The sequence below is a fragment of the Xanthomonas dyei genome (assembly GCF_002939865.1).
Classification (GTDB): domain Bacteria; phylum Pseudomonadota; class Gammaproteobacteria; order Xanthomonadales; family Xanthomonadaceae; genus Xanthomonas; species Xanthomonas dyei.
The window spans coordinates 37037-62443 of sequence record NZ_MDEE01000016.1; the positions used below are offsets into that span (position 1 = coordinate 37037).

Annotated in this window: 25 protein-coding genes, 1 tRNA gene and 2 other RNA genes; 25 read left to right on the forward strand and 3 right to left on the reverse strand. The window is 64.3% G+C overall.

Annotated elements, in window-relative coordinates:
- Positions 1–5: 5 nt before the first annotated feature.
- Together truA and XdyCFBP7245_RS12210 are read left to right on the forward strand one after the other, a co-directional pair.
- Complete coding sequence (gene truA, locus XdyCFBP7245_RS12205; RefSeq protein ID WP_104615887.1) at positions 6–779, forward strand: tRNA pseudouridine(38-40) synthase TruA; 774 nt, start codon at positions 6–8, stop codon at positions 777–779.
- On the forward strand, positions 776–1444 hold the full coding sequence (locus tag XdyCFBP7245_RS12210) for a phosphoribosylanthranilate isomerase (protein ID WP_104615888.1): 669 nt from the start codon (positions 776–778) through the stop codon (positions 1442–1444). Before truA ends, XdyCFBP7245_RS12210 begins: the two co-directional genes overlap by 4 nt.
- Positions 1445–1860: 416 nt before the next feature.
- Here the strand turns inward: XdyCFBP7245_RS12210 and XdyCFBP7245_RS12215 are convergent, their stop codons facing one another.
- Positions 1861–2787, reverse strand: coding sequence for a LysR family transcriptional regulator (locus XdyCFBP7245_RS12215; RefSeq protein ID WP_104615889.1), 927 nt, complete (start codon positions 2785–2787; stop codon positions 1861–1863).
- Between the two features lie 108 nt (positions 2788–2895).
- Here XdyCFBP7245_RS12215 and trpB point away from each other — a divergent pair, with 108 nt between their 5' ends.
- The 3 genes from trpB to trpA are packed head-to-tail and all read left to right on the forward strand — an operon-like array spanning position 2896 to position 5440.
- Positions 2896–4113 carry a tryptophan synthase subunit beta gene (gene trpB / locus XdyCFBP7245_RS12220; protein ID WP_104615890.1) on the forward strand — a complete coding sequence of 406 codons (1218 nt, stop codon included), beginning with the start codon at positions 2896–2898 and terminating at the stop codon, positions 4111–4113.
- A gap of 11 nt (positions 4114–4124) precedes the next feature.
- Positions 4125–4628, forward strand: coding sequence for a hypothetical protein (locus XdyCFBP7245_RS12225; protein WP_386261452.1), 504 nt, complete (start codon positions 4125–4127; stop codon positions 4626–4628).
- Complete coding sequence (gene trpA / locus XdyCFBP7245_RS12230) at positions 4625–5440, forward strand: tryptophan synthase subunit alpha (RefSeq protein WP_104615892.1); 816 nt, start codon at positions 4625–4627, stop codon at positions 5438–5440. The genes XdyCFBP7245_RS12225 and trpA overlap by 4 nt, the downstream gene beginning before the upstream one ends.
- Positions 5441–5452: 12 nt before the next feature.
- Here the strand turns inward: trpA and XdyCFBP7245_RS23780 are convergent, their stop codons facing one another.
- Entirely contained in the window at positions 5453–6205 is a 753-nt protein-coding gene (locus XdyCFBP7245_RS23780; RefSeq protein WP_146091669.1) for a hypothetical protein, read from the reverse strand.
- A gap of 280 nt (positions 6206–6485) precedes the next feature.
- On the opposite strand from XdyCFBP7245_RS23780, the gene accD reads away from it, so the two are divergent.
- The 9 genes from accD (at position 6486) to XdyCFBP7245_RS12275 (ending at position 14729) form a co-directional block, all read left to right on the forward strand.
- Positions 6486–7370 (forward strand): acetyl-CoA carboxylase, carboxyltransferase subunit beta, encoded by an 885-nt coding sequence (gene accD / locus XdyCFBP7245_RS12235; protein ID WP_104615893.1) that lies wholly within the window; start codon positions 6486–6488, stop codon positions 7368–7370.
- Positions 7371–7446: 76 nt separating this feature from the next.
- Entirely contained in the window at positions 7447–8796 is a 1350-nt protein-coding gene (glmM, locus tag XdyCFBP7245_RS12240; RefSeq protein ID WP_104615894.1) for a phosphoglucosamine mutase, read from the forward strand.
- A gap of 113 nt (positions 8797–8909) precedes the next feature.
- On the forward strand, positions 8910–9848 hold the full coding sequence (locus XdyCFBP7245_RS12245) for an isopenicillin N synthase family dioxygenase (protein WP_104615895.1): 939 nt from the start codon (positions 8910–8912) through the stop codon (positions 9846–9848).
- Between the two features lie 134 nt (positions 9849–9982).
- Positions 9983–10059: non-coding RNA, sX9 sRNA (locus XdyCFBP7245_RS12250), on the forward strand.
- A gap of 191 nt (positions 10060–10250) precedes the next feature.
- Positions 10251–10934, forward strand: a complete 684-nt coding sequence (locus XdyCFBP7245_RS12255; protein WP_104615896.1) for a methylamine utilization protein — start codon at positions 10251–10253, stop codon at positions 10932–10934.
- Positions 10931–13297, forward strand: coding sequence for a putative bifunctional diguanylate cyclase/phosphodiesterase (locus XdyCFBP7245_RS12260; RefSeq protein WP_104615897.1), 2367 nt, complete (start codon positions 10931–10933; stop codon positions 13295–13297). Before XdyCFBP7245_RS12255 ends, XdyCFBP7245_RS12260 begins: the two co-directional genes overlap by 4 nt.
- A 50-nt stretch (positions 13298–13347) precedes the next feature.
- Positions 13348–14166, forward strand: a complete 819-nt coding sequence (locus XdyCFBP7245_RS12265) for a DUF3034 family protein (protein ID WP_386261460.1) — start codon at positions 13348–13350, stop codon at positions 14164–14166.
- The gene (locus XdyCFBP7245_RS12270) at positions 14166–14591 is read left to right on the forward strand and encodes a group I truncated hemoglobin (RefSeq protein WP_104615899.1); all 426 of its coding nucleotides are present in this window, start codon (positions 14166–14168) and stop codon (positions 14589–14591) included. The genes XdyCFBP7245_RS12265 and XdyCFBP7245_RS12270 overlap by 1 nt, the downstream gene beginning before the upstream one ends.
- Before the next feature lie 61 nt (positions 14592–14652).
- A non-coding RNA gene (locus XdyCFBP7245_RS12275) (sX9 sRNA) lies at positions 14653–14729 on the forward strand.
- 87 nt (positions 14730–14816) lie between these two features.
- Here XdyCFBP7245_RS12275 and XdyCFBP7245_RS12280 read toward each other — a convergent pair.
- Complete coding sequence (locus XdyCFBP7245_RS12280) at positions 14817–15617, reverse strand: SDR family NAD(P)-dependent oxidoreductase (protein WP_104615900.1); 801 nt, start codon at positions 15615–15617, stop codon at positions 14817–14819.
- 112 nt (positions 15618–15729) lie between these two features.
- Here XdyCFBP7245_RS12280 and tpiA point away from each other — a divergent pair, with 112 nt between their 5' ends.
- From tpiA to nuoH, 11 genes are all read left to right on the forward strand, one after another.
- The gene (gene tpiA, locus XdyCFBP7245_RS12285) at positions 15730–16485 is read left to right on the forward strand and encodes a triose-phosphate isomerase (protein WP_104615901.1); all 756 of its coding nucleotides are present in this window, start codon (positions 15730–15732) and stop codon (positions 16483–16485) included.
- Between the two features lie 33 nt (positions 16486–16518).
- A complete protein-coding gene (secG, locus tag XdyCFBP7245_RS12290) occupies positions 16519–16992 on the forward strand; it encodes a preprotein translocase subunit SecG (RefSeq protein ID WP_104615902.1) in 474 nt (157 codons plus the stop codon).
- A gap of 49 nt (positions 16993–17041) precedes the next feature.
- Positions 17042–17126, forward strand: a tRNA-Leu gene (locus XdyCFBP7245_RS12295).
- Positions 17127–17231: 105 nt separating this feature from the next.
- On the forward strand, positions 17232–17588 hold the full coding sequence (locus XdyCFBP7245_RS12300) for an NADH-quinone oxidoreductase subunit A (protein ID WP_005991364.1): 357 nt from the start codon (positions 17232–17234) through the stop codon (positions 17586–17588).
- Positions 17579–18133: a NuoB/complex I 20 kDa subunit family protein gene (locus tag XdyCFBP7245_RS12305; protein WP_039420570.1), complete on the forward strand. Its 555-nt coding sequence runs from the start codon at positions 17579–17581 to the stop codon at positions 18131–18133. Before XdyCFBP7245_RS12300 ends, XdyCFBP7245_RS12305 begins: the two co-directional genes overlap by 10 nt.
- A 36-nt stretch (positions 18134–18169) precedes the next feature.
- Positions 18170–18922 carry an NADH-quinone oxidoreductase subunit C gene (locus XdyCFBP7245_RS12310; RefSeq protein WP_104615903.1) on the forward strand — a complete coding sequence of 251 codons (753 nt, stop codon included), beginning with the start codon at positions 18170–18172 and terminating at the stop codon, positions 18920–18922.
- Complete coding sequence (locus XdyCFBP7245_RS12315) at positions 18919–20226, forward strand: NADH-quinone oxidoreductase subunit D (protein ID WP_104615904.1); 1308 nt, start codon at positions 18919–18921, stop codon at positions 20224–20226. Before XdyCFBP7245_RS12310 ends, XdyCFBP7245_RS12315 begins: the two co-directional genes overlap by 4 nt.
- Complete coding sequence (nuoE, locus tag XdyCFBP7245_RS12320) at positions 20223–20750, forward strand: NADH-quinone oxidoreductase subunit NuoE (RefSeq protein ID WP_005991372.1); 528 nt, start codon at positions 20223–20225, stop codon at positions 20748–20750. The genes XdyCFBP7245_RS12315 and nuoE overlap by 4 nt, the downstream gene beginning before the upstream one ends.
- Positions 20751–20753: 3 nt before the next feature.
- Positions 20754–22088 (forward strand): NADH-quinone oxidoreductase subunit NuoF, encoded by a 1335-nt coding sequence (nuoF, locus tag XdyCFBP7245_RS12325; protein ID WP_104615905.1) that lies wholly within the window; start codon positions 20754–20756, stop codon positions 22086–22088.
- The gene (gene nuoG, locus XdyCFBP7245_RS12330) at positions 22085–24319 is read left to right on the forward strand and encodes an NADH-quinone oxidoreductase subunit NuoG (RefSeq protein WP_104615906.1); all 2235 of its coding nucleotides are present in this window, start codon (positions 22085–22087) and stop codon (positions 24317–24319) included. Before nuoF ends, nuoG begins: the two co-directional genes overlap by 4 nt.
- Positions 24316–25407, forward strand: a complete 1092-nt coding sequence (gene nuoH, locus XdyCFBP7245_RS12335; protein WP_104615907.1) for an NADH-quinone oxidoreductase subunit NuoH — start codon at positions 24316–24318, stop codon at positions 25405–25407. Before nuoG ends, nuoH begins: the two co-directional genes overlap by 4 nt.

The window sequence follows — 25407 nt, forward strand, 5'->3', positions numbered from 1 at the left end:
TACCGATGCGTTACGCGCTGGGCGTGGAGTACGACGGCAGCGAGTTTCAGGGCTGGCAGCAGTTGGGCGAGCACGGCGGGCCGAGCGTGCAGGCCAGCGTGCAGGCGGCGTTGTCGTCGGTCGCCGACGCGCCGATCCAGGTGATCTGTGCGGGGCGCACCGATGCCGGCGTCCATGGCGAATGCCAGGTGGTGCATTTCGACAGCGACGCGCGGCGCGAACCGCGTGGCTGGATGCTGGGCACCACCGCGCGGCTGCCGCCGTCGATCGCAGTGCGCTGGTGCGTGCCGGCCGCCGACGATTTTCATGCGCGGTTTTCCGCGCGTGCGCGCCGCTATCGCTACCGCCTGCTGAATCGTCAGATCCGCCCGGCGCTGTATCGACAGACGCTGAGCTGGGAGCGTCGGCCGCTCGATGCCGAGGCCATGCATACCGCCGCGCAGGCGCTATTGGGCGAAAACGACTTCAGCGCCTTCCGTAGCGTGCAGTGCCAGGCACTGCATGCGCGCCGCAACCTGCAGGCCATCACCGTGCAGCGCATCGGCGAGGTCGTGGAGGTGCAGGTACAGGCCAATGCATTCCTTCATCACATGGTGCGGAATATTGTTGGCTCGCTGATTTTGATCGGAACCGGCGAGCAACCGACCGACTGGATCGCGACGTTGCTCGCCGGGCGCGACCGCACGGTTGCCGGGCCGACAGCGCCGCCACAAGGCCTGGTGTTTATCGGGCCCCTGTATCCTGCAGAGTGGCATCTGCCTGCCGAGGTGACCCAATGAATCGATCGCTGTACCGCACCCGTATCAAGTTCTGTGGCATGACCCGCGCCGGAGACATCCGACTGGCCGGGGAGCTGGGTGTGGACGCGGTGGGTTTCATCTTCGCGCACGGCAGCCCGCGCCGCGTGGCGCCCGCCGAAGCGCGCGCAATGCGCCAGGCCACCGCGCCGATGGTCGATGTGGTGGCCTTGTTCCGCAACAACTCCAAGGAAGAAGTGCGCGAGGTGGTGCGTACCGTGCGCCCGACGCTGCTGCAATTCCACGGCGAGGAAGACGACGCGTTCTGCCGCAGCTTCAATCTGCCCTACCTCAAGGCCGTGCCGATGGGCAGCGCCGGGGTCAACGGCGAGGACGCCAACGCACGTACCTTGCAGTTGGCCTTTCCCAATACGGCCGGCTTCCTGTTCGACAGTCATGCGCCTGGGGCTGGCGGTGGCACCGGCAAGACGTTCGACTGGTCGCGCCTGCCCACCGGGTTGCATCGCCCGTTCCTGCTTGCCGGCGGCATCACGGCCGACAATGTGTTCGACGCGATCGTTGCCACGTTGCCGTGGGGCGTGGATGTGTCCAGCGGCGTGGAGCTGGCCCCCGGCATCAAGGACGGCCACAAGATGCGCAAGTTCGTGGAAGAAGTGCGGCGAGCCGATTGCCACGAGATGTCGTAGGTTGGGGATTGGTGAGTTGGGATTGGGGATTGGTAAGAGCGGGCTTGCTGCGCCGGTGTGATCGGTTGTGGACGGCTGCTTGTGGCTCGTGTTTGTTAATGGCGAGCGGTCGCACCCAGTCATTCGTTCATTCGTTCATTCGTTCATTCGCCACCTGGCCGTCTGCCCAGACTCTTTGATCCCCGCAAATCCCTTGAGCCGCTGCGCTCGTCTTGTAACGCGCGCAGCCGGCTTCAGTGCAGCTGATAAAGCTGCTGCGCTCATCGTCGGCAGTAGCGTCCGCTGCTCGTTCCGGCATGTGATACGCGTGCCCTCCGGTTCAAAGCGTGCCGTCCACACCCATTCCCACGACTACTCGTTACGGTTCGTTAGCCGCGCTTGCGCATTGCTTGGCGAGGCGATTTCGTGATGGAAGCTCAGGCTTCTCCCCTACTCGGCGTCGTTGGCGTGAACTGATCCTTGGCCAATGCCTCGCCTAGCCAGCCGGCAAGGCGTTCGATGCGTGGGTCCGGATTGCGCCTGGCGGCGCACAGCACCCAGCGCCCGCGTGTGACGGTGAATCCCCACGGCGCCAGCAGGCGCCCGGCCGCCAGATCTGCGGCAACTAGCGGGTAGGGGGCGATGGCGATGCCCAGGCCGGCGGCTGCAGCTTCCAGCAAATACACCAGATGCTCGAACTCGGTGCCGAAGCGCAGCGCGTCGGGCGCCACGCCATGCGCCTGCGCCCATTCCGGCCAGGCTTGCGGTCGCGAACGCGTGTGCAGCAGGCGGTGGTCGCGCAGGGCGCCCGGAGATTTTCCGTCGATCTGCAGCGCGCTGGCCAGCTGCGGACTCAGCACCGGGCCGATCCATTCCACGCCCAGTTCATGCACCTGCCATTCCCCGGGCCACGGCGGGGTGTCCAACAGCAAGGCGGCGTCCAGGCCGTCCAGGTCCGGGCCGGGCGGTTGTTCGTTGGCCGACAGGTGCAGGCGCAGGTCGGGCAGGTCGCGCTGCAGCAGGCCGAGTCGCGGAATCACCCAGCGCGCCAGCAGGCTGCCGGAGCAGCCCAGCACCAGCGGGGCCTCGCTGGCCGGGCGTCGCAACGCGGCCCAGGTATCGGCGATCAGCGCGAAGCCCTCGCCGGTAGCATCGCGCAGGCGGGCGCCCGCAGCCGTCAGCACCAGGCCGCGACCCTGGCGGGCGAACAGCGCCGCGCCCAGCGCCTGTTCCAGCGAACGGACGTGGCGGCTGATGGCGCCATGGGTGACGTGCAGCTCCTGCGCGGCGCGGCTGACGCTTTGCAGGCGTGCGGCGGCCTCGAAGGCGCGCAGCGCCGCCAACGGTGGAAGCACGGTGCTCATGTGTGAGTCCAGATCACAGGTTGCGGCAATCTTATCGATTTATCGCGCTGCCCGGCTGCGATAAGGTAGCGGCTTCGCGTATGACCGCATTCGCTGCAGAGGATCTCCATGTCGGCCCAGCCCATCAGTGACTTTTACGCCTATCCGGATGCTGCCGGCCATTTCGGCAAGTTCGGCGGCCGATTTGTCGCCGAAACCTTGATCGGCCCGTTGCAGGAACTCTCTGCCGCCTACGATCAGGCGCGTCAGGACCCGGCGTTCATCGCCGAATACGACAAGGACCTCAAGCATTACGTCGGCCGGCCCAGCCCGATCTACCATGCCGAGCGGCTCAGTCGCGAGGTGGGCGGAGCGCAAATCCTGCTCAAGCGCGAAGACCTGAACCACACCGGCGCGCACAAGATCAACAACACCATCGGTCAGGCCCAGCTGGCCAGCCGCATGGGCAAGACCCGCATCATCGCCGAGACCGGCGCCGGCCAGCATGGCGTGGCCAGTGCCACGGTGGCGGCACGGCTGGGCCTGGAGTGCGTGGTCTACATGGGCGCCACCGACATCGAACGGCAGAAGATCAACGTCTACCGGATGCAGCTGCTGGGCGCGAAGGTGATTCCGGTGACCTCCGGCTCGGCCACGCTCAAGGACGCGCTCAACGAAGCGATGCGCGACTGGGTCACCAATGTGCGCGACACCTTCTACATCATCGGCACGGTGGCCGGCCCGGACCCGTATCCGCGCATGGTGCGCGACTTCAACGCGATCGTGGGCCGCGAAGCACGTGAGCAGATGCTGCAGGACTATGGCCGCCTGCCGGATGCGATCAGCGCCTGCGTCGGTGGCGGCAGCAATGCCATCGGCCTGTTCCACGCGTTTCTCAACGACCCCGGCGTCAAGATCTACGGCGCCGAAGCCGCCGGCGACGGCATCGCCACCGGCCGCCATGCCGCGTCCATCGCTGCCGGACGCCCCGGCGTGTTGCACGGCAACCGCACCTACGTGATCTGCGACGACGACGGCCAGATCACCGAAACCCATTCGATCTCCGCCGGCCTGGATTACCCCGGCGTCGGCCCCGAGCACGCGTTTTTGTCCGACAGTGGGCGCGCCGTGTATCAGGGCATCACCGATGACGAGGCGATGGCCGCCTTCCATCTGCTGGCGCACACCGAGGGCATTCTCGCGGCGCTGGAATCCAGCCACGCAGTGGCGCAGTCGATCAAGCTGGCGCGCGAGATGCCCAAGGACGCGCTGATCCTGTGCAACCTGTCCGGGCGTGGCGACAAGGATGTGCACACCATCGCCGCGCGCGAGGGCATGGTGCTGTGATCGCAGCGCAGATGCGCACGCTGGGCGGTGGTGTGGCACTGCTGTGCATGTCTGCGCTGGCCTTTGCTGCGCCGCCTGCGCCCGCGCTGGATCGCAGTGGTGCGGTGCGCATTGGCCAGCGCTTCAGTGAGCTGGAGCCACGTGCGCACTGGGCACCGCTCAACGCGGGGCCTCTTGGGCAGTGCGGCCATGTGGAAGGTGGGCTGTTGCCCAGCGGCGTGGCGATGATGGTCGAAGCCGATCGCATCGTCCGTTTCGACGTCAACGACCCCGGCGCGGTGGGCCCGTTCGGCATCCAGGTGGGCGACAGCGAAGCCGACGCGCGGGCGCGCCTGCCGGCGGGTTACAGCGTCCAACCGCATAAATACGGCCGCGACGGCGGCAACGATCTTTATCTGACCTGGCACGACCCGCAAGGCGGGTTCGCCGTTCGCTATGAAACCGGAGAAGGCACTGTGACATCGATGTATTGGGGACGCTGGGACGCCGTGCAACTGGTGGAGGGCTGCGCATGAGCCGCGCGCCAGGCCGTATCGCTGTGCGGTTTGACGCCCTGCGTCAGGCCGGCCGCAAGGCACTGATTCCTTTCATCACTGCCGGCGACCCATCGCTGGAAGCTACCGTGCCGGTGATGCACGCGCTGGTGCGCGCCGGTGCCGACGTGATCGAACTGGGCGTTCCGTTTTCCGACCCGATGGCCGATGGCCCCACTATCCAGCGCAGCTCCGAGCGCGCGCTGGGGCGTGGCGCCGGCCTGGCCTACGTGCTGGAAGCGGTGCACGAATTCCGCCGCGAAGACGCCACCACCCCGGTGGTGCTGATGGGCTACCTCAACCCGATCGAAATCCACGGCACGCGCCGCTTCGCCGAAGCCGCCGTCGCTGCCGGTGTGGATGGCGTGCTGCTGGTCGACCTGCCGCCGGAAGAGGCAGCAGAAACCCGCGAAATCTTCACCGAGGTCGGACTGGCGCTGATCGCGCTGGCCTCGCCGACCACCAGCGAGCAACGCCTGGACATGTTGTGCAGCACCGCGCAGGGCTATCTGTACTACGTCAGCTTTGCCGGCGTGACCGGCGCGTCGAATCTGCTCGATACCCACGCCGCCAGCGACCGCCTGCGCCAGCTGCGCCAACGCGCCGGCGCGCCGGTGGTGGCGGGATTCGGCATCAAGGACGCTGCCAGCGCAGCTGCAATGGCGGTCGATGCCGACGGCGTCGTGGTCGGCAGCGCGCTGGTCGCGGCCCTGGCCGAAGCCGAGGATGTGCGCAGCGCCCGCGAACGCGCCGAAGCCTTCCTGGCCCCGCTGCGGCAGGCGCTGGACCGTTGATGTGCAATGCGATCAATAAGTCATGCTGCAGGTTGCGCAGGCAGCTGCATTGCATACCTTAACCCCGAAATTGGACTCAGCCTTGCAACTTCCGCCGCTGGTGCAACTACATTTTACTGCGGCAGAAGGGACCTGAATGGATTGGCTTGCCAGCAAGCCTAGTGCCATATTCTCAGTTGCAGAGCCAGTCATGGGGATCTGATAGCCATCGGGGATATCCATCGGTGCGACATAGCCATATACGCGGATCCACACGGCATCGCGCCCGCCAGCTTCCACCGGAATGCCCAGGGTCTTTTTGAATGCAAGTAGATCCTTTCTAACATCGGGCACCGACAAAAAGCGGGCATCGACCCGCGGCAAGCGTTTGATTTCATCAGCACTGGCGAAGGTTACGCCGATTTGATCTTGCGGAACCGGATACATAGCTGTGCTTCCGCCACGGTTGCATTGTGTGCAGTCTGAGCTCATTGCGCAGAAAGTCTGGCCATTGGGAAGTAACGTGGGGCTGCATCCAGATCCTCCAGGACATGCGCAGGTCAGGACAGCGGTCGGACTGATTTCCCAGACACCTTTTTCCTGGGTAAACATGAACCAGCCAGCAGGCACCCTTATTGTCATCGAGCCATCTGGATTGATGTGCGACGTCGTCTTGCTTGGAAGCGGTGCGCTGGTCTCGGTCCCGCACATCTTTACCTGGGCTTGGCTGCTACCGGTAACGGAGACCAGGAGTAAGAGAGCTGCAATGCATGCCGGGGTTTTCATGATCGATCCTTGTTCACTGAGGCTGCTAGGAGGCTTGTTCCGTTTGTGCGATGCGCATTTAAGCATGCGTATGGTTGCTGAAGCACTCCAGCCACGATCCCTGGGTGCCAAGTCGCTGATACCATAATCGTGTTGCTTGTAAAAGCCTGTGCCGATGGGCGGCTGTCCGCTTGACTATCTTGTTGGTGTTTCGCCGCGTAGCTCTCTGAAAGCGTCGGGCGCCGGGCTGGTTTACACTCCGCATTCTGATGCCCCATAGGGGGTGCTTTTACGGAATCGAATGAGCTGGCTCAGCAAATTGATGCCCTCCGGCATCCGCACCGAGAACACCCCGGCCAAGAAGCGCAGCGTTCCCGAGGGTCTGTGGGAAAAGTGCAGCAACTGCGGCAGCGCGCTGTACGGCCCGGAACTTGAGGAGAACCTGGAGGTGTGTCCGAAGTGTGACCACCACATGGCCATTCGCGCGCGCGCGCGCCTGAACTCGCTGTTCGACCCGGAAACCGCGACGACCGAAATCGCCGCCCAGCTGAGTCCGGTCGACGTGCTCAAGTTCAAGGACCAGAAGCGCTACGGCGAACGCATCAAGGCCAGCCAAAAGGCCAGCGGCGAATACGACGCGCTGATTGCTATGCGCGGCACGCTCAAGGGCAACCCGCTGGTCGCCGCCGCCTTCGATTTTCCCTTCATGGGCGGCTCGATGGGCTCGGTGGTCGGCGAGCGCTTTGCGCGTGCGGCCGAAGTGGCGCTGGAAGTGGGCTGCCCGTTCGTGTGCTTCTCCGCCAGCGGCGGCGCGCGCATGCAGGAGGGTCTGTTTTCGCTGATGCAGATGGCCAAGACTTCCGCAGCGCTCGGTCGCCTGCGCGAAGCCGGCTTGCCGTACATCTCGGTGCTGACCCATCCCACCACCGGTGGCGTGTCTGCGTCGTTCGCGATGCTCGGCGATATCAACATCGCCGAACCGCATGCATTGATCGGCTTCGCCGGCCCGCGCGTGATTGAACAGACCGTGCGCGAAACGTTGCCGGAAGGCTTTCAGCGTTCGGAATTCCTGCTCGACCACGGCGCCATCGACCAGATCTGCGACCGTCGCGAGATGCGCGACCGCATTGCCGACTTGACCGCGATGATGATGCGTCAGGCACGTCCGCAAGAGGCGGTAGCGTGAGGGCTGTGATGACGGCAGGGCTGAGGATCTGCGCCCGGACGTTCGCCAACGGCGCGCGCTGCCGGGTGGCTGCGCTGTGAGCACCCGCAAATACTTCGGCACCGACGGCATCCGCGGTCGGGTCGGGCAGGGCGTCATTTCTGCCGATTTCGTGCTGCGCCTGGGCAATGCGCTCGGCCGCGTGCTCACGCAAGGTCGCAGCAAGCGTCCACTGGTGTTGATCGGCAAGGACACCCGCATTTCCGGCTATATGTTCGAAGCCGCGTTGGAAGCCGGCCTGGTCGCTGCAGGCGCCGATGTGCAGATGATCGGCCCGATGCCGACGCCCGCCATCGCGTTCTTGACCAGCACCTTGCGCGCCGATGCCGGCGTGGTGATCAGCGCCTCGCACAACCCGCATTACGACAACGGCATCAAGTTCTTCTCCGCCGAAGGCGAAAAGCTCGATGACGCGACCGAAGCGGCGATCGAAGCCGCGTTGGACGAGCCGTTCCATACCGTGGAATCCGAGCGCCTGGGCAAGGCGATCCGCACCCGCGATGCGATCGGCCGTTACATCGAATTCTGCAAGGCCAGCGTGGCGCGCGGCTTCACCTTGCATGGCCTGAAAATGGTGCTGGATTGCGCGCACGGCGCCACCTATCACATTGCGCCGATGCTGTTCCGCGAGCTCGGTGCCGAGGTGGTGGTGATCGGTGCGGCGCCGGACGGGCTCAATATCAATGATGGCGTCGGCTCCACGCATATCGACAATCTTGCCGCCAAGGTGCGGCAGAGCGGTGCGCATCTGGGCATCGCCTTCGATGGCGACGGCGATCGCGTGCTGATGGCCGACGACCAGGGCAACCCGGTCGATGGCGACGATCTGCTGTATCTCCTGGCGCGCTCGTGGCAGGCCAGCGGCCGGCTCACCGGCACCGTGGTCGGCACCTTGATGACCAATTACGGCCTGGAGCCGGCATTGGCCGCGCTGCAGATTCCGTTTCAGCGCGCAAAGGTGGGCGATCGCTACGTGCATCAGGCGTTGGTCGAAGGCGGCGGCACGCTGGGCGGAGAGACCTCCGGTCATTTGCTGTGCCTGGACCGCGCCAGCACCGGCGACGGCATCGTCAGCGCGTTGCAGGTGCTCGAAGCGCTGGGCCGCGATGGGCACAGCCTTCGTCAAGCGCTGAGCGGCTTGGCCAAGGTGCCGCAAAAGACCGTGAATGTGCGTCTGGATGGCGGCGCGGCCAAGGCCATCGTCGAAGCGCCCGGCGTGCAGCAGGCGCTGCAGCAGGCGCAAGCCGCCGTGCAGGGGCGTGGGCGTGCGTTCCTGCGTCCGTCCGGCACCGAGCCGGTGGTGCGCGTGACCGTGGAAGCCGACGACGCCGGTCTGATGCAGGACACGCTCGACAGACTGTCCGGAGCGGTGCGTGACGCGGCGTGAGTCGCTGATCATTGGCGTCTGCGTCGTGGTTGCCAAGGCCGCGACGTTCTACCTGTTGTATCGCCTGCTGATCTGATCGGCGGGCCTTCTCTCACTTCGACCAAGATATTCGTATGAGCGCGCGCATCCCCACCCTGGACATCACCCGTTTCGATACCGATCGCGACGCTTTCGTCGCCGAACTCGGTGCGGCCTACCGCCAGTGGGGCTTTGCCGGCATCCGCAATCACGGCATTGCGCAGACCGAGATCGACGCGGCCTACGACGTGTTCAAGGCATTTTTCGCGTTGCCCGAAGAGGTCAAGCGCCGCTATCACGTGCCGGGCAGTGGCGGCGCACGTGGCTACACCGCCTTTGGCGTGGAAACCGCCAAGGACTCCAAGCACTTCGATCTGAAGGAGTTCTGGCACATCGGTCGCGAGATTCCGGACGATTCGCCGTACCGCGACGTGATGGCGCCGAACCTGTGGCCGGAAGAAGTCCCCGGATTCCGCGAGCGTGGCTACCAGCTGTATCAGCGGCTCGATCAGCTGGGCTCGCGCGTGCTTTCGGCATTGGCGCTGCACATCGGCCTGCCGCAAAACTATTTTGTCGACAAGACCAACAACGGCAATTCGATCCTGCGGCCGATCCACTACCCGCCGATCACCAGCGACGACATTCCCAATGTGCGCGCCGGTGCGCATGGCGACATCAACTTCATCACCTTGCTGGTCGGTGCAAGCGCGGCCGGTCTGGAAGTGCGTTCCAACGACGGCGAGTGGGTGCCGTTCACCGCCGACGCCGACACCATCGTGGTCAATATCGGCGACATGCTGCAGCGCCTGACCAACCACGTGTATCCGTCCACAATTCACCGCGTGGTGAATCCGCCGGGCGAGGCGGCGCGCAAGCCACGCTATTCGGTGCCGTTTTTCCTGCACCCGAATCCGGACTTCCTGATCGACGTGCTGCCCTCGTGCATCAGCGCCGACAATCCCAGCCGCTATCCCGAGCCGATTACCGCACATGGGTTCCTGGAAGAGCGCCTGCGCGAGATCAAGTTGAAGTAAGCCGGCAGCGGTGGTGACCGCTTGGCGTCTGGCACCTCCATCGCCAGCTACGTAATGCGCGGTTGATGGTTAAGAGCAGCCAACAAAAGGACTGTGCTCACCGCCAGGTGGGCGCGGCCGTTGCTCGGTGCGGCATGGTCCATGCGTGCATTCCGGTTCTGAACGCGCCGTCCACACCCACCTGACGACTGCGCGCTGCGTTTTGTGAGCCGCTCTAAGCGTGGCATGGACGCGTCCGCAGCATGTGCCATGACCGACGCCACACTTCTGTTCATAAAATTCCGCTCGTGTCTGATTAAAGCTTGCGTTCACCCGCGCCGATAACCAGTCTGATCGCTAGCGCGACGTCGGATTCGCCTGGCGCCCGCTACCGATTGCACGAGGCAGGGGACGCGCATGCGGATGCGGTGGTTACAACAAAAAGGTGCGGTGTCGTTACTGGCGCTGAGTGGCGCAGTGGCACCGGCCGCAGCGACCCCGGTCAGCGTCACTGTGACCGATGCCAACGGTGTCCTGGTCGATGCGGTGGTCAGTCTGGAACTGCCGCGGCCCGCTGCAGCCAGCCCGGGCAAGATGTTGGAGATGGATCAGGTCAACTCGCAATTCGTGCCGGCGGTCTTGGTGGTGCGCACCGGCACTTCGGTACGGTTTCCGAACAACGATCAGATCCGCCATCAGGTGTATTCGTTCTCGCCCGCCAAACGCTTCGAACTGCCGCTGTTTCAGGGCACTACCGCCGCGCCGGTGCGGTTCGATCAGGCCGGTCTGGTCACGGTGGGCTGCAACATTCATGACTGGATGCTGGGCTATATCGTGGTGCTGGAGACGCCGTATTTCGGCAAGACCGGCAGCGATGGCCGTGTGCAACTCGATGCTCCGGCAGGCACCTACACGCTGCGCGTCTGGCATCCACGCATCAAGGGCGCGGCAGTGGGCGAGCCGCTGGTGATTGCGCGTGATGCCTTGCAACGCAAGGTCACCTTGCAGACCACCGGCGCCGCTCCGGTCGTCGCGCCACCGGACGAGCGCGTGCGTGCGCTGCAGGACAAGTTCCGCCACGCCGACCCCAAGAAGCCGCACCCATGAGGGCGATGCGCCTGCACACGCGCATCGCGGTCTTGCTGGTGCTGGTCGTGCTGGCCACGCAGGCGTTGACCTTCATCGCCGTGCAGCTGGCAACCGAGCGCAGCGTCAAGGCGCAACTGGGCGAAGAACTGCAGATCGGCGAGCGCGTCTGGCAGCGCATCAATCTGCGCCGCGACGAGCAGCTGCTGCAATCGGCGTCGGTGCTGGCAGACGACTTCGGCTTTCGTGCCGCGGTGGCCAGCGGCGATGTGCCTACCATGCAATCGGCGCTGCGCAATCATGCCGCGCGCATGTCTGCGCAGACCGCAGTGCTGCTCTCGCCGGATGGCGAATTTTTGACCGGGCTGGCCGACCTTCCGCAGGCCGAACAATTGCGTGCGGTACAGGCGTTGTTGCAACAGGCGCAACGCGATGGGCGTGCAGTTGGTGTGGTTGCCCTGGATCAACACATCGTGCGTCTGGCCGTGGTGCAGGTGCTGGCGCCCAGCCGCGTTGGCTGGATCGCCATCGGCAACGAATCCGGCGACGGCCTGGCCCAGGATTTCCGCAGCACGACGGGATTGGATGCCACGTTCTTTACCGATGGTCCGCCGGTGCGCGTGCTGGCATCCACCCTGGAGCCTGTGGCGCGTCGCGAGTTTGCGCAGCAGTTGCCTGCCGCCGAGCACACGCAGGCGGCAGCGATTCCGCTCAACCTGGGTGAGTCGCGCTACCTGGTCAAACTGCAATCGCTCCAGGGCGACAGCCACGTGCGGGTGGCCTTGCAGGCCTCGCTCGATCGCGCGGTCGCGCCCTATCGCACACTCAAATTGCGCATTCTGCTGCTGGCAGGTTTGGCGACCGCCGCCGCGCTGTGCGTGGCAATCTTTCTGGCACGCGGCGTCAGCAAACCGGTCGCGCAACTGGTGCAGGCCGCGCGACGCATCCAGCGCGGCGATTATCAGACGGCGGTGGACGTTCCGCCCGGTCGCGAGCTCGCCGAACTGGCCGATAGCTTCGGGCGCATGCAGCATCAGATCGCCAGCCGCGAGCAACACATCCTGCACCAGGCGCGGCACGACGCATTGACCGGGCTGCCCAACCGGGTCTGGTTGCTGGAACGACTGAAAGACGTGACCGCGCAGACTGTCGCCTCTGGCGGCACCGCGGCGGTGCTGATCCTGGATCTGGATCGCTTCAAGGAACTCAACGACAGCCTTGGTCATGATTTTGCCGACCAGTTGCTGGTCGAGGCCGGACGCAGGCTCGCCGAGGTGGTGCAGGAACCAAACCTGGTCGGGCGGCTGGGCAGCGATGAGTTCATGGTGATCGTGGCGCATGCCGATGCGACCACCGTGCAGCAGGACGCACAACGCCTGCTGCTGCAATTGCGTCGTCCGCTGGCGTTGCCGCAGGCACGCATCCAGCTCGAAGCCAGTATCGGCATCGCCCTGATTCCCGAACATGGCGCCGACCCGGACACCTTGTTGCGCCGCGCCGATATTGCGCGACGGCAGGTTGGAGATATCGCCACCATCGGTGCCAGCGTCTACCGCATGGGACAGGACGAACAGCATCTGCGGCGGCTGCGCCTGACCGGCGATCTGCGCCAGGCCATTGGCGGTAACGAGTTGACTCTGCGCTTCCAGCCCAAGATCTGCCTGCGCAGCGATCGCGTCGAACAGGTCGAAGTGCTGGTGCGTTGGCATCACCCGACGCTGGGCCCGATCGGTCCAGACGAATTCATTCCGCTGGCCGAGCATTCCGGCGTCATCCATCCATTGACCCGCTTCGTGCTGGACGAGGCGCTGCGCTGCCAGGCGCGCTGGCGCACGCAAGGGCTGGAGCTGGGCATGGCGATCAACCTCTCGGCGCTGGATCTCGCCGATCCAGGCTTGCCCGATTATGTGCGTGCGCGGCTGGAACAGCATGCGGTGCCGGCGCAGTCGGTCACGCTGGAACTGACCGAAAGCGCCTTGATGCGCGATGTCGAATCCGCGCTGCACATGCTGCATCAACTGCGCAGCGTCGGCGTGCGTCTGTCCATCGACGATTTCGGCACCGGCTATTCCTCGTTGGCCCAACTCAAGCGCATGCCGGTGAACGAATTGAAGATCGACAAGAGCTTCGTCATGCAGCTGGCCGAAGGTACCGACGATGCCTTCATCGTGCGCAGCACCATCGATCTTGGTCACAACCTGGGCCTGAGCGTGATCGCCGAAGGCGTCGAAAACGCCACTGCACTCGATCTGTTGCGCGGCTATGGCTGCGACATGGTGCAGGGCTATCTCTATGCACCGCCGCTGGAGCAGGCACCCTTCGTGGCGTGGTGCATGCGCCAACTCGGGATGTCCGCGCACTCGCAGATCGGAGCGCAAGGATGACGCATCGTTTCCGCGCCGCGCTCGTTTTTGCAGTGTGCAGTGTCGCGCTGATGCCAGCGCTTGCGGTTGCCGGCGACGGCCGTCTGCTCGCCACCGGCGGCGTGTCGATGATCGAAGGCAGCAGCGGTGGCGGCATCGTGCCGTGGGCCACGTTGTCCGGTTATGGCACCCGCGATGAGCTCGGCACCGTGCTGTTTGCCACGCATGTGGACAGTGGTGATTACCGGCTTGATGTGCAAGGCGCCGCGCTGACGGTCGGCAACCGGCTGGAACTGTCGCTCGCGCGCCAGCGCCTGGATCTGGGCACCTTGCAGGATCGCCTTGCATTGCCGTGGAACGCGCTTGGCCAGGATGTCTTCGGCGCCAAGCTGCGCGTGTATGGCGATCTGGTCTACGGGCGCGCCCCGCAAGTCAGCGTCGGCGTGCAGTACAAGCGTTTGCGCGACGGTACGCTGCCACTGGCCATCGGTGCGCGCGACGACCACGGCACCGATGTGTATGTCAGCGCCAGCAGGCTGCTGTTGCAGGGCGCCGGCGGCTATCAATTGCTGCTCAACGGTACGCTGCGCGCGACCCGCGCCAATCAGACCGGGTTGCTCGGCTTCGGCGGCGATCGTCGCAACAGCTATCGACTGGTCCCTGAGGCAAGCGCTGCGGTCGTGCTGTCGCCGTCGTGGGTGGTTGGTGTGGAATATCGCGACAAGCCGGACAATCTGGGCTTTGCGCGCGAACAGGCCTGGGCCGATGGTTTTGTCGCCTGGTTCCCCAACAAGCATGTCTCGCTGACTGCGGCCTGGGCCGATCTTGGCGACATCGCCACGCTGACCAACCAGCGCGGCCCGTATCTCTCCTTGCAGGTAGCGTTCTGATGAATCGATGGTTGCGGTGGTCCCTGCTATGCGCGCTGAGCTTGAGTGCCTGCGCCACCACGCAGCCGCCTCAAACGCTGTATGACGAACTCGGTGGGCAGGCCGGCATCGAGGCGCTGGTGGAAACCATGTTGTCGCGCATTGCCGACGATCAACGCATCGTCGACAAGTTCGCGCGGGTCAACATCGTCATGCTCAACGCGCGTCTGGTGCAGAAGTTCTGCCATGTCGCCGATGGCCCGTGCCCGGATACCGCCAAATCGATGCAACAGGCGCATGCGCATCTGGCCATCCGCGAGGGCGATTTCAACGCCCTGGTCGAAGATCTCAACTGGGCAATGGATCAACAAAAGATCCCGCGCCGCACCCAGAATCGCCTGTTGACACGATTGGCCGCCATGCACGGCGAGATCGTCAATCACTAAGAGCGGCTAACAAGCCGACTGTGCTCACCGCCACGCGGGCGCGGCCGGTGCTCGGTGCGGCATGGTCCACGCGTCCACGTCGTTTCTGAGGGCGCCGTCCGCACCCACCTGACGACTGCTCGCCAGGTTTTGTGAGTTGCTCCAAGTTTCGGAGTTGCATGCCGCACGCAACGGCCGTGCAGAGCCGATGCTTCGCGATGCCACTGCCAAGCGGCGGTGAGGTATTCAATCCAGCGGTCTTACCCGATGCGAGCCGCGCGCCATCAGCCGCAGCGCTACCGCATGCGGCAACAGGCGCAGGCCGGCATTGATCAGCCGATAGCGCCAGCCCGGCACCGCAAGCACCTGGCCGCGCTCCAATGCGGCGATGCCGTACTCGGCCACCGCATCGGCCTGCAGCCAGGCCCAGCCGGGCAGGGTGGACATCGCTTCGCGGGTGCCGGTGACATCGTGGAACTCTGACCATGCAAAGCCCGGACACAGCGCGCACACCTTCACTGCGCAATCGGCGTTCTCCAGCGCCAGCGACTCGCTGAAGCGCAACATGAAGCTCTTGCTGGCCGCATACAGCGTCTGCCCGTCGGCACTGGGCGTGAGTGCGGCAAACGATGCGACGTTGAGAATGCGGCCCTGGCCGCTGGCACGGATCATCGGCAACAACCGCCAGGTCAGCTCGCACACTGCGCCGATCATCACCTGCAGAAAGCGCGCATGCGTAGCCCAGTCGTTGTACAGGTAACGCCCCGGCACGCCGTAGCCGGCGTTGTTGACCAGCGTGCCCACTGTCCAGCCATTGCGCTGGATCTGCGCCACCAGCGCTTCGGCCGCCGCAGGGTCGGCCAGGTCGGCCGGCAGCACCTCCACCCGCACCTGCGCGCCCAGTTCGGCAGCCAGTGCCTGTAGTCGGTCCACCCGACGTGCGGTCAGGATCAATGGCACACCCCGTTTGGCGTATGCCCGCGCAATCTCGCGGCCGATGCCGCTGGAAGCACCGGTGACCAGCGCGAAGACAGGCGAAACGGACATGGCAGGTTCCTGTTGGGGGAGGGGTGGGACAGGCGACGGACAGAAGTGTGCCGGTTGCCGACAGGGCATGGGCTATTCTGTCGCCTGTCTTCCCCTCAGGAACCTGCGCCTGATGCGTCGAAAGATCGTTGCTGGAAATTGGAAGCTGCATGGCAGCCGCGCCTTCGCCACCGAACTGGTGGCTCAGGTTGCCGCGCACATGCCCCTGGCGGGTGTCGATGTCGTCATCCTGCCGCCACTGCCTTACCTCGGCGACCTGATCGAGGATTTCGAGGCGCACTACCTGTCCTTTGGAGCCCAGGACGTCAGCAGCAACGAGAAGGGCGCCTACACCGGTGAGGTCTCGGCCACGATGCTGGTCGATGTCGGCGCCGAATACGGGTTGGTCGGCCACTCCGAACGCCGCCAGTACCACCAGGAAAGCAGCGAGCTGGTGGCGCGCAAATTTGCCGCCGCCCTCCATGCCGGCTTGATCCCGGTGCTGTGCGTTGGGGAATCGCTGGAACAGCGTGAAGCCGGTCAGACGGAGGCAATCCTACGTGCCCAGTGCGAACCGGTGCTGGCATTGGTCGGCAGCGAGGGCTTTGCCCGCGCGGTGCTGGCCTATGAACCGATCTGGGCGATCGGGACCGGACGCACCGCCAGTCCGGAGCAGGCGCAGGCCGTGCACGCCTTCCTGCGTGGCGAAGTCGCGAAGGCGGATGCTAGAATTGCCGACTCTCTGCCCATCCTGTACGGGGGCAGTGTCAAGCCCGACAACGCCAGCGAGCTGTTCGCGCAGCCCGATGTCGATGGTGGGCTTGTCGGAGGCGCCTCCTTGGTGGCCGAAGATTTCCTGGCCATTGCGCGTGCGGCGGCCGCTTGTTAACCCATTAAGTTTTGTCCGGGGACGGATTTCGAAATGCTGATGTTGATCCTCAATGTGGTCTACGTGCTGGTCGCGCTGGCGATGATTGCGCTGATCCTGATGCAGCGTGGTGCGGGTGCGGCGGCCGGTTCGGGCTTCGGCGCGGGCGCCTCGGGCACGGTGTTCGGTTCGCAGGGCGCGTCGAACTTCCTGTCCAAGTCGACCAAGTGGCTGGCGGTGGTGTTTTTCAGCATCAGCCTGTTCATGGCGTGGTACGCCACCCACGGCGCCCGTCCGACCGATCAGAACCTGGGCGTGATGTCGCAGTCCGCCACCCCGGCACCGGCTGCGGCCGGTGAGCTGACCCAGCCGTTGCCGCAGTCGCCTGCCACTGGCGCGGTACCGACCGCTCCGTCGCAGCCTGCTCCTGCCGCCGCGCCCGCTGCTGCACCGGTGCAGGCCGCACCTGCGCCGTCGACGCCCGCGGCCAGCGAAGAAAACGCTTCGGAACCAGCACAAAAACGCTGAAGCCGGTTACAATACGCTGCGCACTGGGATGCCCAGCGGCGCAAAGTATGCCCAGGTGGCGGAATTGGTAGACGCACTACCTTGAGGTGGTAGCGACTTAGGTCGTAGGGGTTCGAGTCCCCTCTTGGGCACCATTGTTTGGCTGCAGTTCCTGCGCATTGCGATGTGTCGCGCGCGGGGTCTGCCTATACCCCATGCCGGCACGCGGCGCGTGCGGGCAGAGGCAAGAGAGAATCGCTGTGCTGGCCGAATATTTGCCGAGTCTGCTGTTTCTGATCGTCGCCACCGGCATCGGCATCGTGCTGATGTTGATTGGTCGGTTTCTCGCTCCGCGCAGCCCGGACGCGCGCAAGCTTTCGCCGTACGAGTGTGGCTTCGAGGCATTCGAAGACGCGCGCATGAAGTTCGATGTGCGCTACTACCTCATCGCGATCCAGTTCATCGTGTTCGACCTGGAAATCATCTTCATCGTGCCGTGGACACAGGTGTTCATGGAGATCGGCGCACGTTCGCTGGTCACCATGGGGCTGTTCGTCGGCATGTTGTTCCTCGGCTTTATCTACGTGTGGAAGAAGGGAGCGCTGGAATGGGAGTGATTCAGACCCTGGATCGTCTGATGACCAACCCGATGCCGGAAGGCCGGGTGGAAGACATCCTGCGCCCGGACGGCGAAAACCCGCTGCTCGAAAAGGGCTACGTGACTACCAGCGTCGACGCATTGTTGAACTGGGCGCGGACCGGTTCGATGTGGCCGATGACCTTCGGTCTGGCCTGCTGTGCTGTGGAAATGATGCACGCCGGCGCTTCGCGTCTGGATCTGGACCGTTACGGCGTGGTGTTCCGCCCGTCGCCGCGCCAGTCCGACGTGATGATCGTGGCCGGCACCCTGGTCAACAAGATGGCCCCGGCGCTGCGCAAGGTCTACGACCAGATGCCGGACCCGAAATGGGTCATTTCGATGGGCAGCTGCGCCAACGGCGGCGGCTACTATCACTATTCGTATTCGGTGGTGCGCGGTTGCGATCGCATCGTGCCGGTGGACATCTATGTCCCGGGCTGCCCGCCGACCGCCGAGGCGCTGGTCTACGGCATCTTGCAGCTGCAGAAGAAGATCTGGCGTACCCAGACGATCGCGCGCTGACACCCGTCTTCTCCTACCGAGAGCAGCCAAGCCCCCATGGCAGAGCAAGCATCTTCCTTCACTGACCGACTTGCGGCACGTTTCGCCGGTGCGCAGATCGCCGTGGCATTGCCGCGCGGCGAGGTGACGCTGGAAGTCGCCGCGGCCGATTGGCATACGACCTGTCTCGCACTGCGCGACGAGCTCGGTTTCGAGCAGCTCAGCGACCTGTGCGGCGTCGATTACCTGGGCTACGGCAGCGACGAGTGGGATACCGCCGATGTGTCGTCGCAGGGGTTCAGCCGTGGCGTCGAAGGCAAGGCCGTCGGTCGCTTCGGTTGGGGCGAATTTCCCAGCCAGGAAAGCTCAACCGGCGCGCATGCGCAGCACATGCCCAAACAGCGTTTTGCGGTGGTCGCCCAACTGATTTCCTACCAGCACAACCAGCGTCTGCGTGTGCGTTGCTACGCACCGGACGAGCAGGTGCCGGTGGTGGCGTCGGTCACCGATATCTGGCCGGGCGTGAACTGGTTCGAGCGCGAAGCATTCGACCTGTTCGGCATCGTGTTCGACGGTCACCCGGACCTGCGCCGCATCCTGACCGACTACGGATTCGTCGGCCACCCGTTCCGCAAGGATTTCCCGCTGATCGGCAACGTCGAAGTGCGTTACGACGAAGAGCGCAAGCGCGTGGTGTACGAACCGGTCACCTCGGTCGAGCCGCGCGTCGGTGTGCCGCGCGTGATTCGCGACGATGCCCGTTATGAGACTGCCGCCGGTGAAGTGGGCAAGTCGGAGACCGCCAAGTGAGTGAGTTCCGCCAGGCAACCGATGCCTTCGCGAGCAATCCTGTCGAAAGCAAGCAGGAAATCCGCAATTACACGATGAACTTCGGCCCGCAGCATCCTGCGGCGCACGGCGTGCTGCGCCTGATCCTGGAAATGGACGGCGAGACCGTGGTGCGCGCCGACCCGCATATCGGCCTGCTGCACCGTGGCACCGAGAAGCTGGCCGAGTCCAAGCCGTTCAACCAGTCGGTTCCGTACATGGATCGCCTGGATTACGTGTCGATGATGTGTAACGAGCACGCTTACGTGCGCGCGATCGAGTCCCTGATGGGCATCGAAGCGCCCGAGCGTGCGCAGTACATCCGCACCATGTTCGACGAGATCACCCGCATCAAGAACCACCTGATGTGGGTGGGTTCCAATGCGCTCGATCTGGGTGCGATGGCAGTGATGCTGTACGCGTTCCGCGAGCGCGAAGAATTGATGGACGTGTACGAGGCGGTCAGCGGCGCGCGCATGCACGCGGCCTACTACCGTCCCGGTGGCGTCTACCGCGATCTGCCCGATCGCATGCCGCAGTACAAGGAATCCCGCTGGCACAAGGGTGGGGCGCTGAAGAAGCGCAACGCTGCGCGCGAAGGCACGATGTTGGATTTCCTCGAGGATTTCACCAACACCTTCCCGGCGCGCGTGGACGAGTACGAAACGCTGCTGACCGATAACCGCATCTGGAAGCAGCGTACCGTCGACGTCGGCATCATCAGCCCGGATCTGGCGCGCGCCTGGGGCATGACCGGCCCGATGCTGCGTGGCTCGGGCATCGAGTGGGATTTGCGCAAGAAACAGCCGTATGCCAAGTACGACGCGGTGGATTTCGATATTCCGGTCGGCACCAACGGCGACTGCTACGACCGCTATCTGGTCCGCGTGGCCGAGATGCGCGAATCCAACCGCATCATCAAACAATGCGTGAAGTGGCTGAAGGCCAATCCTGGCCCGGTCATGGTCACCAATTTCAAGGTCGCTCCGCCAAGCCGCGAAGGTATGAAGGACGACATGGAAGCGCTGATCCATCACTTCAAGCTGTTCAGTGAAGGCTATTGCGTGCCGGCCGGCGAGACCTATTGCGCGGTCGAAGCGCCCAAGGGCGAGTTCGGCTGCTACCTGATGTCCGATGGCGCCAACAAGCCGTTCCGCCTGCATCTGCGCGCGCCCGGTTTTGCGCATCTGTCGTCGATGGATGCGGTGGTGCGCGGTTATTTGCTGGCCGACGTCGTGGCGATGATCGGTACTTACGATTTGGTTTTCGGTGAGGTTGACCGATGAAGGCGACGGGTAATTTCGAAGCGGCGCGCGACGTCGATCCGCAGGTGGTGCTGAGCGACAAGACGCGCGCGCACATCGATCATTGGCTGGCCAAGTTTCCGCCCGATCGCAAGCGTTCGGCGGTGCTGCAGGGCTTGCACGCGGCGCAGGAGCAGAACCAGGGCTGGCTGACCGACGAGTTGATCGTTGGCGTGGCCAAGTATCTGGAGCTGCCGCCGGTGTGGGCCTACGAGGTCGCCAGCTTCTACTCGATGTTCGAGACCGAGAAGGTCGGCCGCCACAACGTGGCGTTCTGCACCAACATCAGCTGCTGGCTCAACGGCGCCGAAGATCTGCTGGCGCACGCGGAAAAGAAACTGGGTTGCAAGCTGGGGCAATCGACGGCCGATGGCCGCGTCTACCTCAAGCGCGAAGAAGAGTGCCTGGCGGCCTGCTCGGCAGCGCCGATGATGGTCATCAACGGCCACTACCACGAGCACCTGACGAAAGAGAAGGTCGACGCGCTGCTGGACGGGCTGGAGTAAGACATGGCACATCATCACGCACCTACAGGTCCGGTCGGTCCGGCGCCGTTGCCGCATCAGGTCGTCTACACGACCCTGCATTACGACACGCCGTGGTCCTACGAGAGCTACCTCAAGACCGGTGGCTATGCCGCGTTGCGCAAGATCCTCGAAGAGAAGATCGCGCCGGCCGACGTCATCGAGATGGTCAAGGCATCGAACCTGCGCGGCCGCGGCGGCGCGGGTTTCCCGACCGGTCTGAAGTGGTCGTTCATGCCCAAGGGGAATATGCAGAAGTACATCCTGTGCAACTCGGACGAATCCGAGCCGGGAACCTGCAAGGACCGCGACATCCTCCGCTACAATCCGCATTCGGTGGTGGAGGGCATGGCGATCGCCTGCTACGCCACCGGCTCGACCGTGGGCTACAACTACCTGCGTGGCGAGTTCCACCACGAACCGTTCGAAAACTTCGAACTGGCACTGGCCGATGCGTATGCGAACGGCTGGCTGGGCAAGAACATTCTCGGCAGCGGCGTGGATATCGATATCTACGGTGCGCTGGGTGCTGGCGCGTACATCTGCGGCGAAGAGACCGCATTGATGGAATCGCTGGAAGGCAAGAAGGGCCAGCCGCGTTACAAGCCGCCGTTCCCGGCGAACTTCGGCCTGTACGGCAAGCCGACCACCATCAACAACACCGAGACCTATGCGTCGGTGCCAGCGATCATTCGCAACGGCCCGGAGTGGTTCCTGGGGTTGAGCAAAACCAAGAACGGCGGCCCGAAGATCTTTTCGGTGTCCGGCTGCGTGCAGAAGGGCGGCAACTTCGAAGTGCCGCTCGGCACCACCTTCGACGAACTGCTGGAAATGGCCGGTGGCCTGCGTCCGGGCCGCACCCTCAAGGGCGTGGTGCCTGGCGGCGTGTCGATGCCGGTGCTGAAGGCCGACCAGGTCGCTGGTCTGCAGATGGATTACGACACCTTGCGTGCGCTGGGTACCGGTCTGGGGTCGGGCGCCATCGTGGTGCTGGACGACAGCGTGTGTTGCGTGCGGTTTGCCTGCCGCATCTCGCAGTTCTTCCACAAGGAATCCTGCGGCCAGTGCACCCCTTGCCGCGAAGGCACCGGCTGGATGCACCGCGTGCTCGAGCGCATCGTCGCCGGCAAGGCCACGATGGAAGACCTGCACCAGCTGCGTACCGTGGCCGGCCAGATCGAAGGACACACCATCTGCGCGTTCGGTGAAGCGGCGGCATGGCCGATTCAAGGCTTCCTGCGCCAGTTCTGGGACGAGTTCGAGTACTACATCGTCAACGGTCGTTCGATCGTCGACACGCACGTCGGAGTGGCCGCATGAGCGCCCAACCAGTGAACCCCAACGTGCCGCCGGATCATGTCGCCGTCGAAATCGACGGGCAGAGTCTGGTCGTGCCTAAGGGCTCGATGATCATCCAGGCCGCCGACAAGGCCGGCATTCCGATCCCGCGCTTCTGCTATCACGAGAAGCTGCCGATCGCCGCCAACTGCCGCATGTGTCTGGTGGATGTCGAAAAGTCGCCCAAGCCGTCGCCTGCCTGCGCCACGCCGGTAATGGATGGCATGAAGATCGCCACGCGTAGCGAAAAGGCGCTGAAGTACCAGCGTAGCGTGATGGAATTTTTGCTGATCAATCACCCGCTGGACTGCCCGATCTGCGATCAGGGCGGCGAGTGCGAGTTGCAGGACGTCTCGCTTGGCTACGGCCGTTCGGTGAGCCGCTTCAACGAGCGCAAGCGTGTGGTGCCGGACGAGGATATCGGTCCGCTGGTCGCCACCGAAATGACTCGCTGCATCCAGTGCACCCGCTGCGTGCGCTTCACTGCAGACATCGCCGGTACCTACGAGCTGGGTGGCATGTACCGCGGTGAAAACCTGCAGATCGGCACCTACGACGGCAAGCCGCTGACCACCGAAATTTCCGGCAACGTCATCGACGTCTGCCCGGTGGGCGCGCTGACCAACAAGGTGTTCCAGTTCCGCGCACGTCCGTGGGAATTGATGGCGCGCGAATCGCTGGGTTACCACGATGCGATGGGCTCGAACCTGTTCCTGCATGTGCGTCGTGGCGAAGTGCTGCGCACCGTGCCGCGCGAGAACGAAGCAGTCAACGAATGCTGGCTGTCCGATCGCGACCGTTATTCGCATCAGGGTCTGTACGCCGAAGACCGCGCGGGCAAGCCACTGAAGAAGGTCAACGGCGAGTGGACCGAAGTGAGCTGGACCGAAGGTCTGGCCGCTGCGACCCAGATCCTGCGTGACAACGCCGGCGATCAGCTTGGCGTGCTGGTGCATCCGTCCACTTCGAACGAGGAAGGTGCGCTGCTGGCACGTCTGGCCGAAGGCCTCGGCAGCGGCAATCTGGATCACCGTCTGCTCAATCGGGATTTCTCCGACGCTGCGGTTGCCGAAGTCTTTGCAACGCCGCTGGCCGAGATCGAGCAGGCCGACGTGGTGGTGCTGTTCGGCACCAACGTGCGTCACGAGCTGCCGTTGCTGCATGCACGTCTGCGCAAGGCGCACATCCAGAACCGCACGCAGATCCATTCGGTCAACCCGGTCGATTTCGATTTCGCCTTTACCCAGGCCAGCCGCACCGTGGTCGCGCCGTCGCAGCTGGCAAGCGCACTTGACGACGCCGCGCTACGCGACGCGGTCAAGGGCGCAACGCGCGCCGTGATCGTGGTTGGTGCACTGGCTGAGAATCATCCGCAGGCTGCGGCACTGCGTGCTGCTGCACGCGACTTTGCTGCCGCAACGGGCGCCTCGCTGTGTCGTATCCCGCAGGGCGCGAACGCCGTGGGTCTGGTGTCGCAAGGTGTGTTGCCCACCGCGCGTGATGTAGCCGGCATGCTGGCGCAGCCGCGTCAGGCGTATGTTTTGTACGGCATCGAGCCCGGCCTGGATTTTGCCGACGCGGCCGCTGCCCGCAGCGCGCTGGCCGGTGCCAAGGTCGTTGCCTTCAGTCAGTTCGCCTGCGCTTCAACGCGCGATGTGGCCGATGTGATCCTGCCGATCGGTGCATTGCCGGAAATCGATGCCTCGTTGACCAATCTCGACGGTCGCGTGCAGACAGCGCGTGCCGCAGGCCGCCTGCCGGTCGAAGCGCGCGAAGGATGGCGTGTGCTGCGTGCGCTGGGTGGCGAGCTGGGTCTGGCCGGTTTCGAGTTCATCGATCTGGTCGGCCTGCGTGCTGGCATGCAGAATCGCGATGTGCGCCCGGTGGCCTCGGCTCAGCCGCAGGTGGCAAGCGACGGGCTGGAAGTCGCGGCGACCGCTGCGATCTACCGCACCGATGCGGTGGTGCGTCGCGCCGCTGCGCTGCAGTCGCATCCGCTCAACATCGCGCCGTGTGTCGCGATGCACCCGGAGCAGGCTGCCCAGTTGCAGATTGGCGACGGCCAGATGGTCAAGGTCGGCACCGACGCAGGTAAGGCGACGTTGCCGGTGGTGCTGGACAAGCGCGTTGCACCGGGGACGGTGTGGATTGAATGCGGCCATGGCGCAACCGCGCCGCTTGGTGCCGGTCGCGTAACGGTGGTGGCTGCATGAACGAATTGCTGTTGAACGTGGTCGACCCCCTGCACCAGTGGTTTCTCGGGCTGGGCGATGGCGGCAGCCTGCTGTGGACCGTGCTGAAGATCCTGTTGATTGCCGTGCCGGTGATTATCTCAGTGGCCTTCTACGTGGTTTGGGAGCGCAAGCTGATCGGCTGGATGCACGTGCGTCACGGGCCCATGTACGTGGGCATGGGTATCTTTCAGGCCTTCGCCGACGTGTTCAAGCTCCTGTTCAAGGAGATCCTGCAGCCCAGCAGCTCGCACAAGGCGATGTTCATCATCGCGCCGCTGCTGACGCTGGCGCCTGCATTCGCGGCGTGGTCGGTGGTGCCGTTCGATGCGCAGCTGGTGCTGTCCAATGCCAATGTCGGTTTGTTGTATCTGCTGGCGATGACCTCGCTGGGCGTGTACGGCATCATCCTGGCCGGCTGGGCATCCAACTCCAAATACGCGTTTCTGGGCGCGATGCGCTCTGCCGCGCAGGTCGTCAGCTACGAAATTGCGATGGGTTTTGCGTTGGTCGGCGTGATGATCGCTTCCGGCAGCGTCAACCTGAGCCAGATCGTGTTGGCACAGGGCGGTAATTCGGGCTTCTTCGACTGGTTCCTGATTCCGCTGTTCCCGCTGTTCATCGTGTACTGGGTGTCCGGCGTTGCCGAAACCAACCGCGCGCCGTTCGACGTGGTGGAAGGCGAATCGGAAATCGTCGCCGGCCACATGGTGGAATACTCGGGCGGTGCATTCGCACTGTTCTTCCTGGCCGAATACGCCAACATGATCCTGGTCAGCTTCCTGATCTCGATCTTCTTCCTCGGTGGCTGGTTGAGCCCGATCCAGGGTTGGGTCACAGCGGATATCTCGCCGTGGGTCAATTGGGTGTGGACCGGCGGTTGGCCGTGGCTGCTGATGAAGGTGTTCTTCTTCGCCAGCGCCTACATCTGGTTCCGTGCCAGCTTCCCGCGCTATCGCTACGACCAGATCATGCGTCTGGGTTGGAAGGTGTTTATTCCGCTTACGATCGTATGGATCGCAGTGACGGCGTTGATGGTGTTTTACGGCGTGATCCAGAAGGGCGTGTAA

Coding starts and splice junctions, on each gene's coding strand:
- truA (WP_104615887.1), top strand. CDS start 6: ATGCGTTACGCGCTGGGCGTGGAGTACGACGGCAGCGAGTTTCAGGGC.
- XdyCFBP7245_RS12210 (WP_104615888.1), top strand. CDS start 776: ATGAATCGATCGCTGTACCGCACCCGTATCAAGTTCTGTGGCATGACC.
- XdyCFBP7245_RS12215 (WP_104615889.1), bottom strand. CDS start 2,787: ATGAGCACCGTGCTTCCACCGTTGGCGGCGCTGCGCGCCTTCGAGGCC.
- trpB (WP_104615890.1), top strand. CDS start 2,896: ATGTCGGCCCAGCCCATCAGTGACTTTTACGCCTATCCGGATGCTGCC.
- XdyCFBP7245_RS12225 (WP_386261452.1), top strand. CDS start 4,125: ATGCGCACGCTGGGCGGTGGTGTGGCACTGCTGTGCATGTCTGCGCTG.
- trpA (WP_104615892.1), top strand. CDS start 4,625: ATGAGCCGCGCGCCAGGCCGTATCGCTGTGCGGTTTGACGCCCTGCGT.
- XdyCFBP7245_RS23780 (WP_146091669.1), bottom strand. CDS start 6,205: ATGAAAACCCCGGCATGCATTGCAGCTCTCTTACTCCTGGTCTCCGTT.
- accD (WP_104615893.1), top strand. CDS start 6,486: ATGAGCTGGCTCAGCAAATTGATGCCCTCCGGCATCCGCACCGAGAAC.
- XdyCFBP7245_RS12245 (WP_104615895.1), top strand. CDS start 8,910: ATGAGCGCGCGCATCCCCACCCTGGACATCACCCGTTTCGATACCGAT.
- XdyCFBP7245_RS12255 (WP_104615896.1), top strand. CDS start 10,251: ATGCGGTGGTTACAACAAAAAGGTGCGGTGTCGTTACTGGCGCTGAGT.
- XdyCFBP7245_RS12260 (WP_104615897.1), top strand. CDS start 10,931: ATGAGGGCGATGCGCCTGCACACGCGCATCGCGGTCTTGCTGGTGCTG.
- XdyCFBP7245_RS12265 (WP_386261460.1), top strand. CDS start 13,348: ATGCCAGCGCTTGCGGTTGCCGGCGACGGCCGTCTGCTCGCCACCGGC.
- XdyCFBP7245_RS12270 (WP_104615899.1), top strand. CDS start 14,166: ATGAATCGATGGTTGCGGTGGTCCCTGCTATGCGCGCTGAGCTTGAGT.
- XdyCFBP7245_RS12280 (WP_104615900.1), bottom strand. CDS start 15,617: ATGTCCGTTTCGCCTGTCTTCGCGCTGGTCACCGGTGCTTCCAGCGGC.
- tpiA (WP_104615901.1), top strand. CDS start 15,730: ATGCGTCGAAAGATCGTTGCTGGAAATTGGAAGCTGCATGGCAGCCGC.
- secG (WP_104615902.1), top strand. CDS start 16,519: ATGCTGATGTTGATCCTCAATGTGGTCTACGTGCTGGTCGCGCTGGCG.
- XdyCFBP7245_RS12305 (WP_039420570.1), top strand. CDS start 17,579: ATGGGAGTGATTCAGACCCTGGATCGTCTGATGACCAACCCGATGCCG.
- XdyCFBP7245_RS12310 (WP_104615903.1), top strand. CDS start 18,170: ATGGCAGAGCAAGCATCTTCCTTCACTGACCGACTTGCGGCACGTTTC.
- nuoE (WP_005991372.1), top strand. CDS start 20,223: ATGAAGGCGACGGGTAATTTCGAAGCGGCGCGCGACGTCGATCCGCAG.
- nuoF (WP_104615905.1), top strand. CDS start 20,754: ATGGCACATCATCACGCACCTACAGGTCCGGTCGGTCCGGCGCCGTTG.
- nuoG (WP_104615906.1), top strand. CDS start 22,085: ATGAGCGCCCAACCAGTGAACCCCAACGTGCCGCCGGATCATGTCGCC.
- nuoH (WP_104615907.1), top strand. CDS start 24,316: ATGAACGAATTGCTGTTGAACGTGGTCGACCCCCTGCACCAGTGGTTT.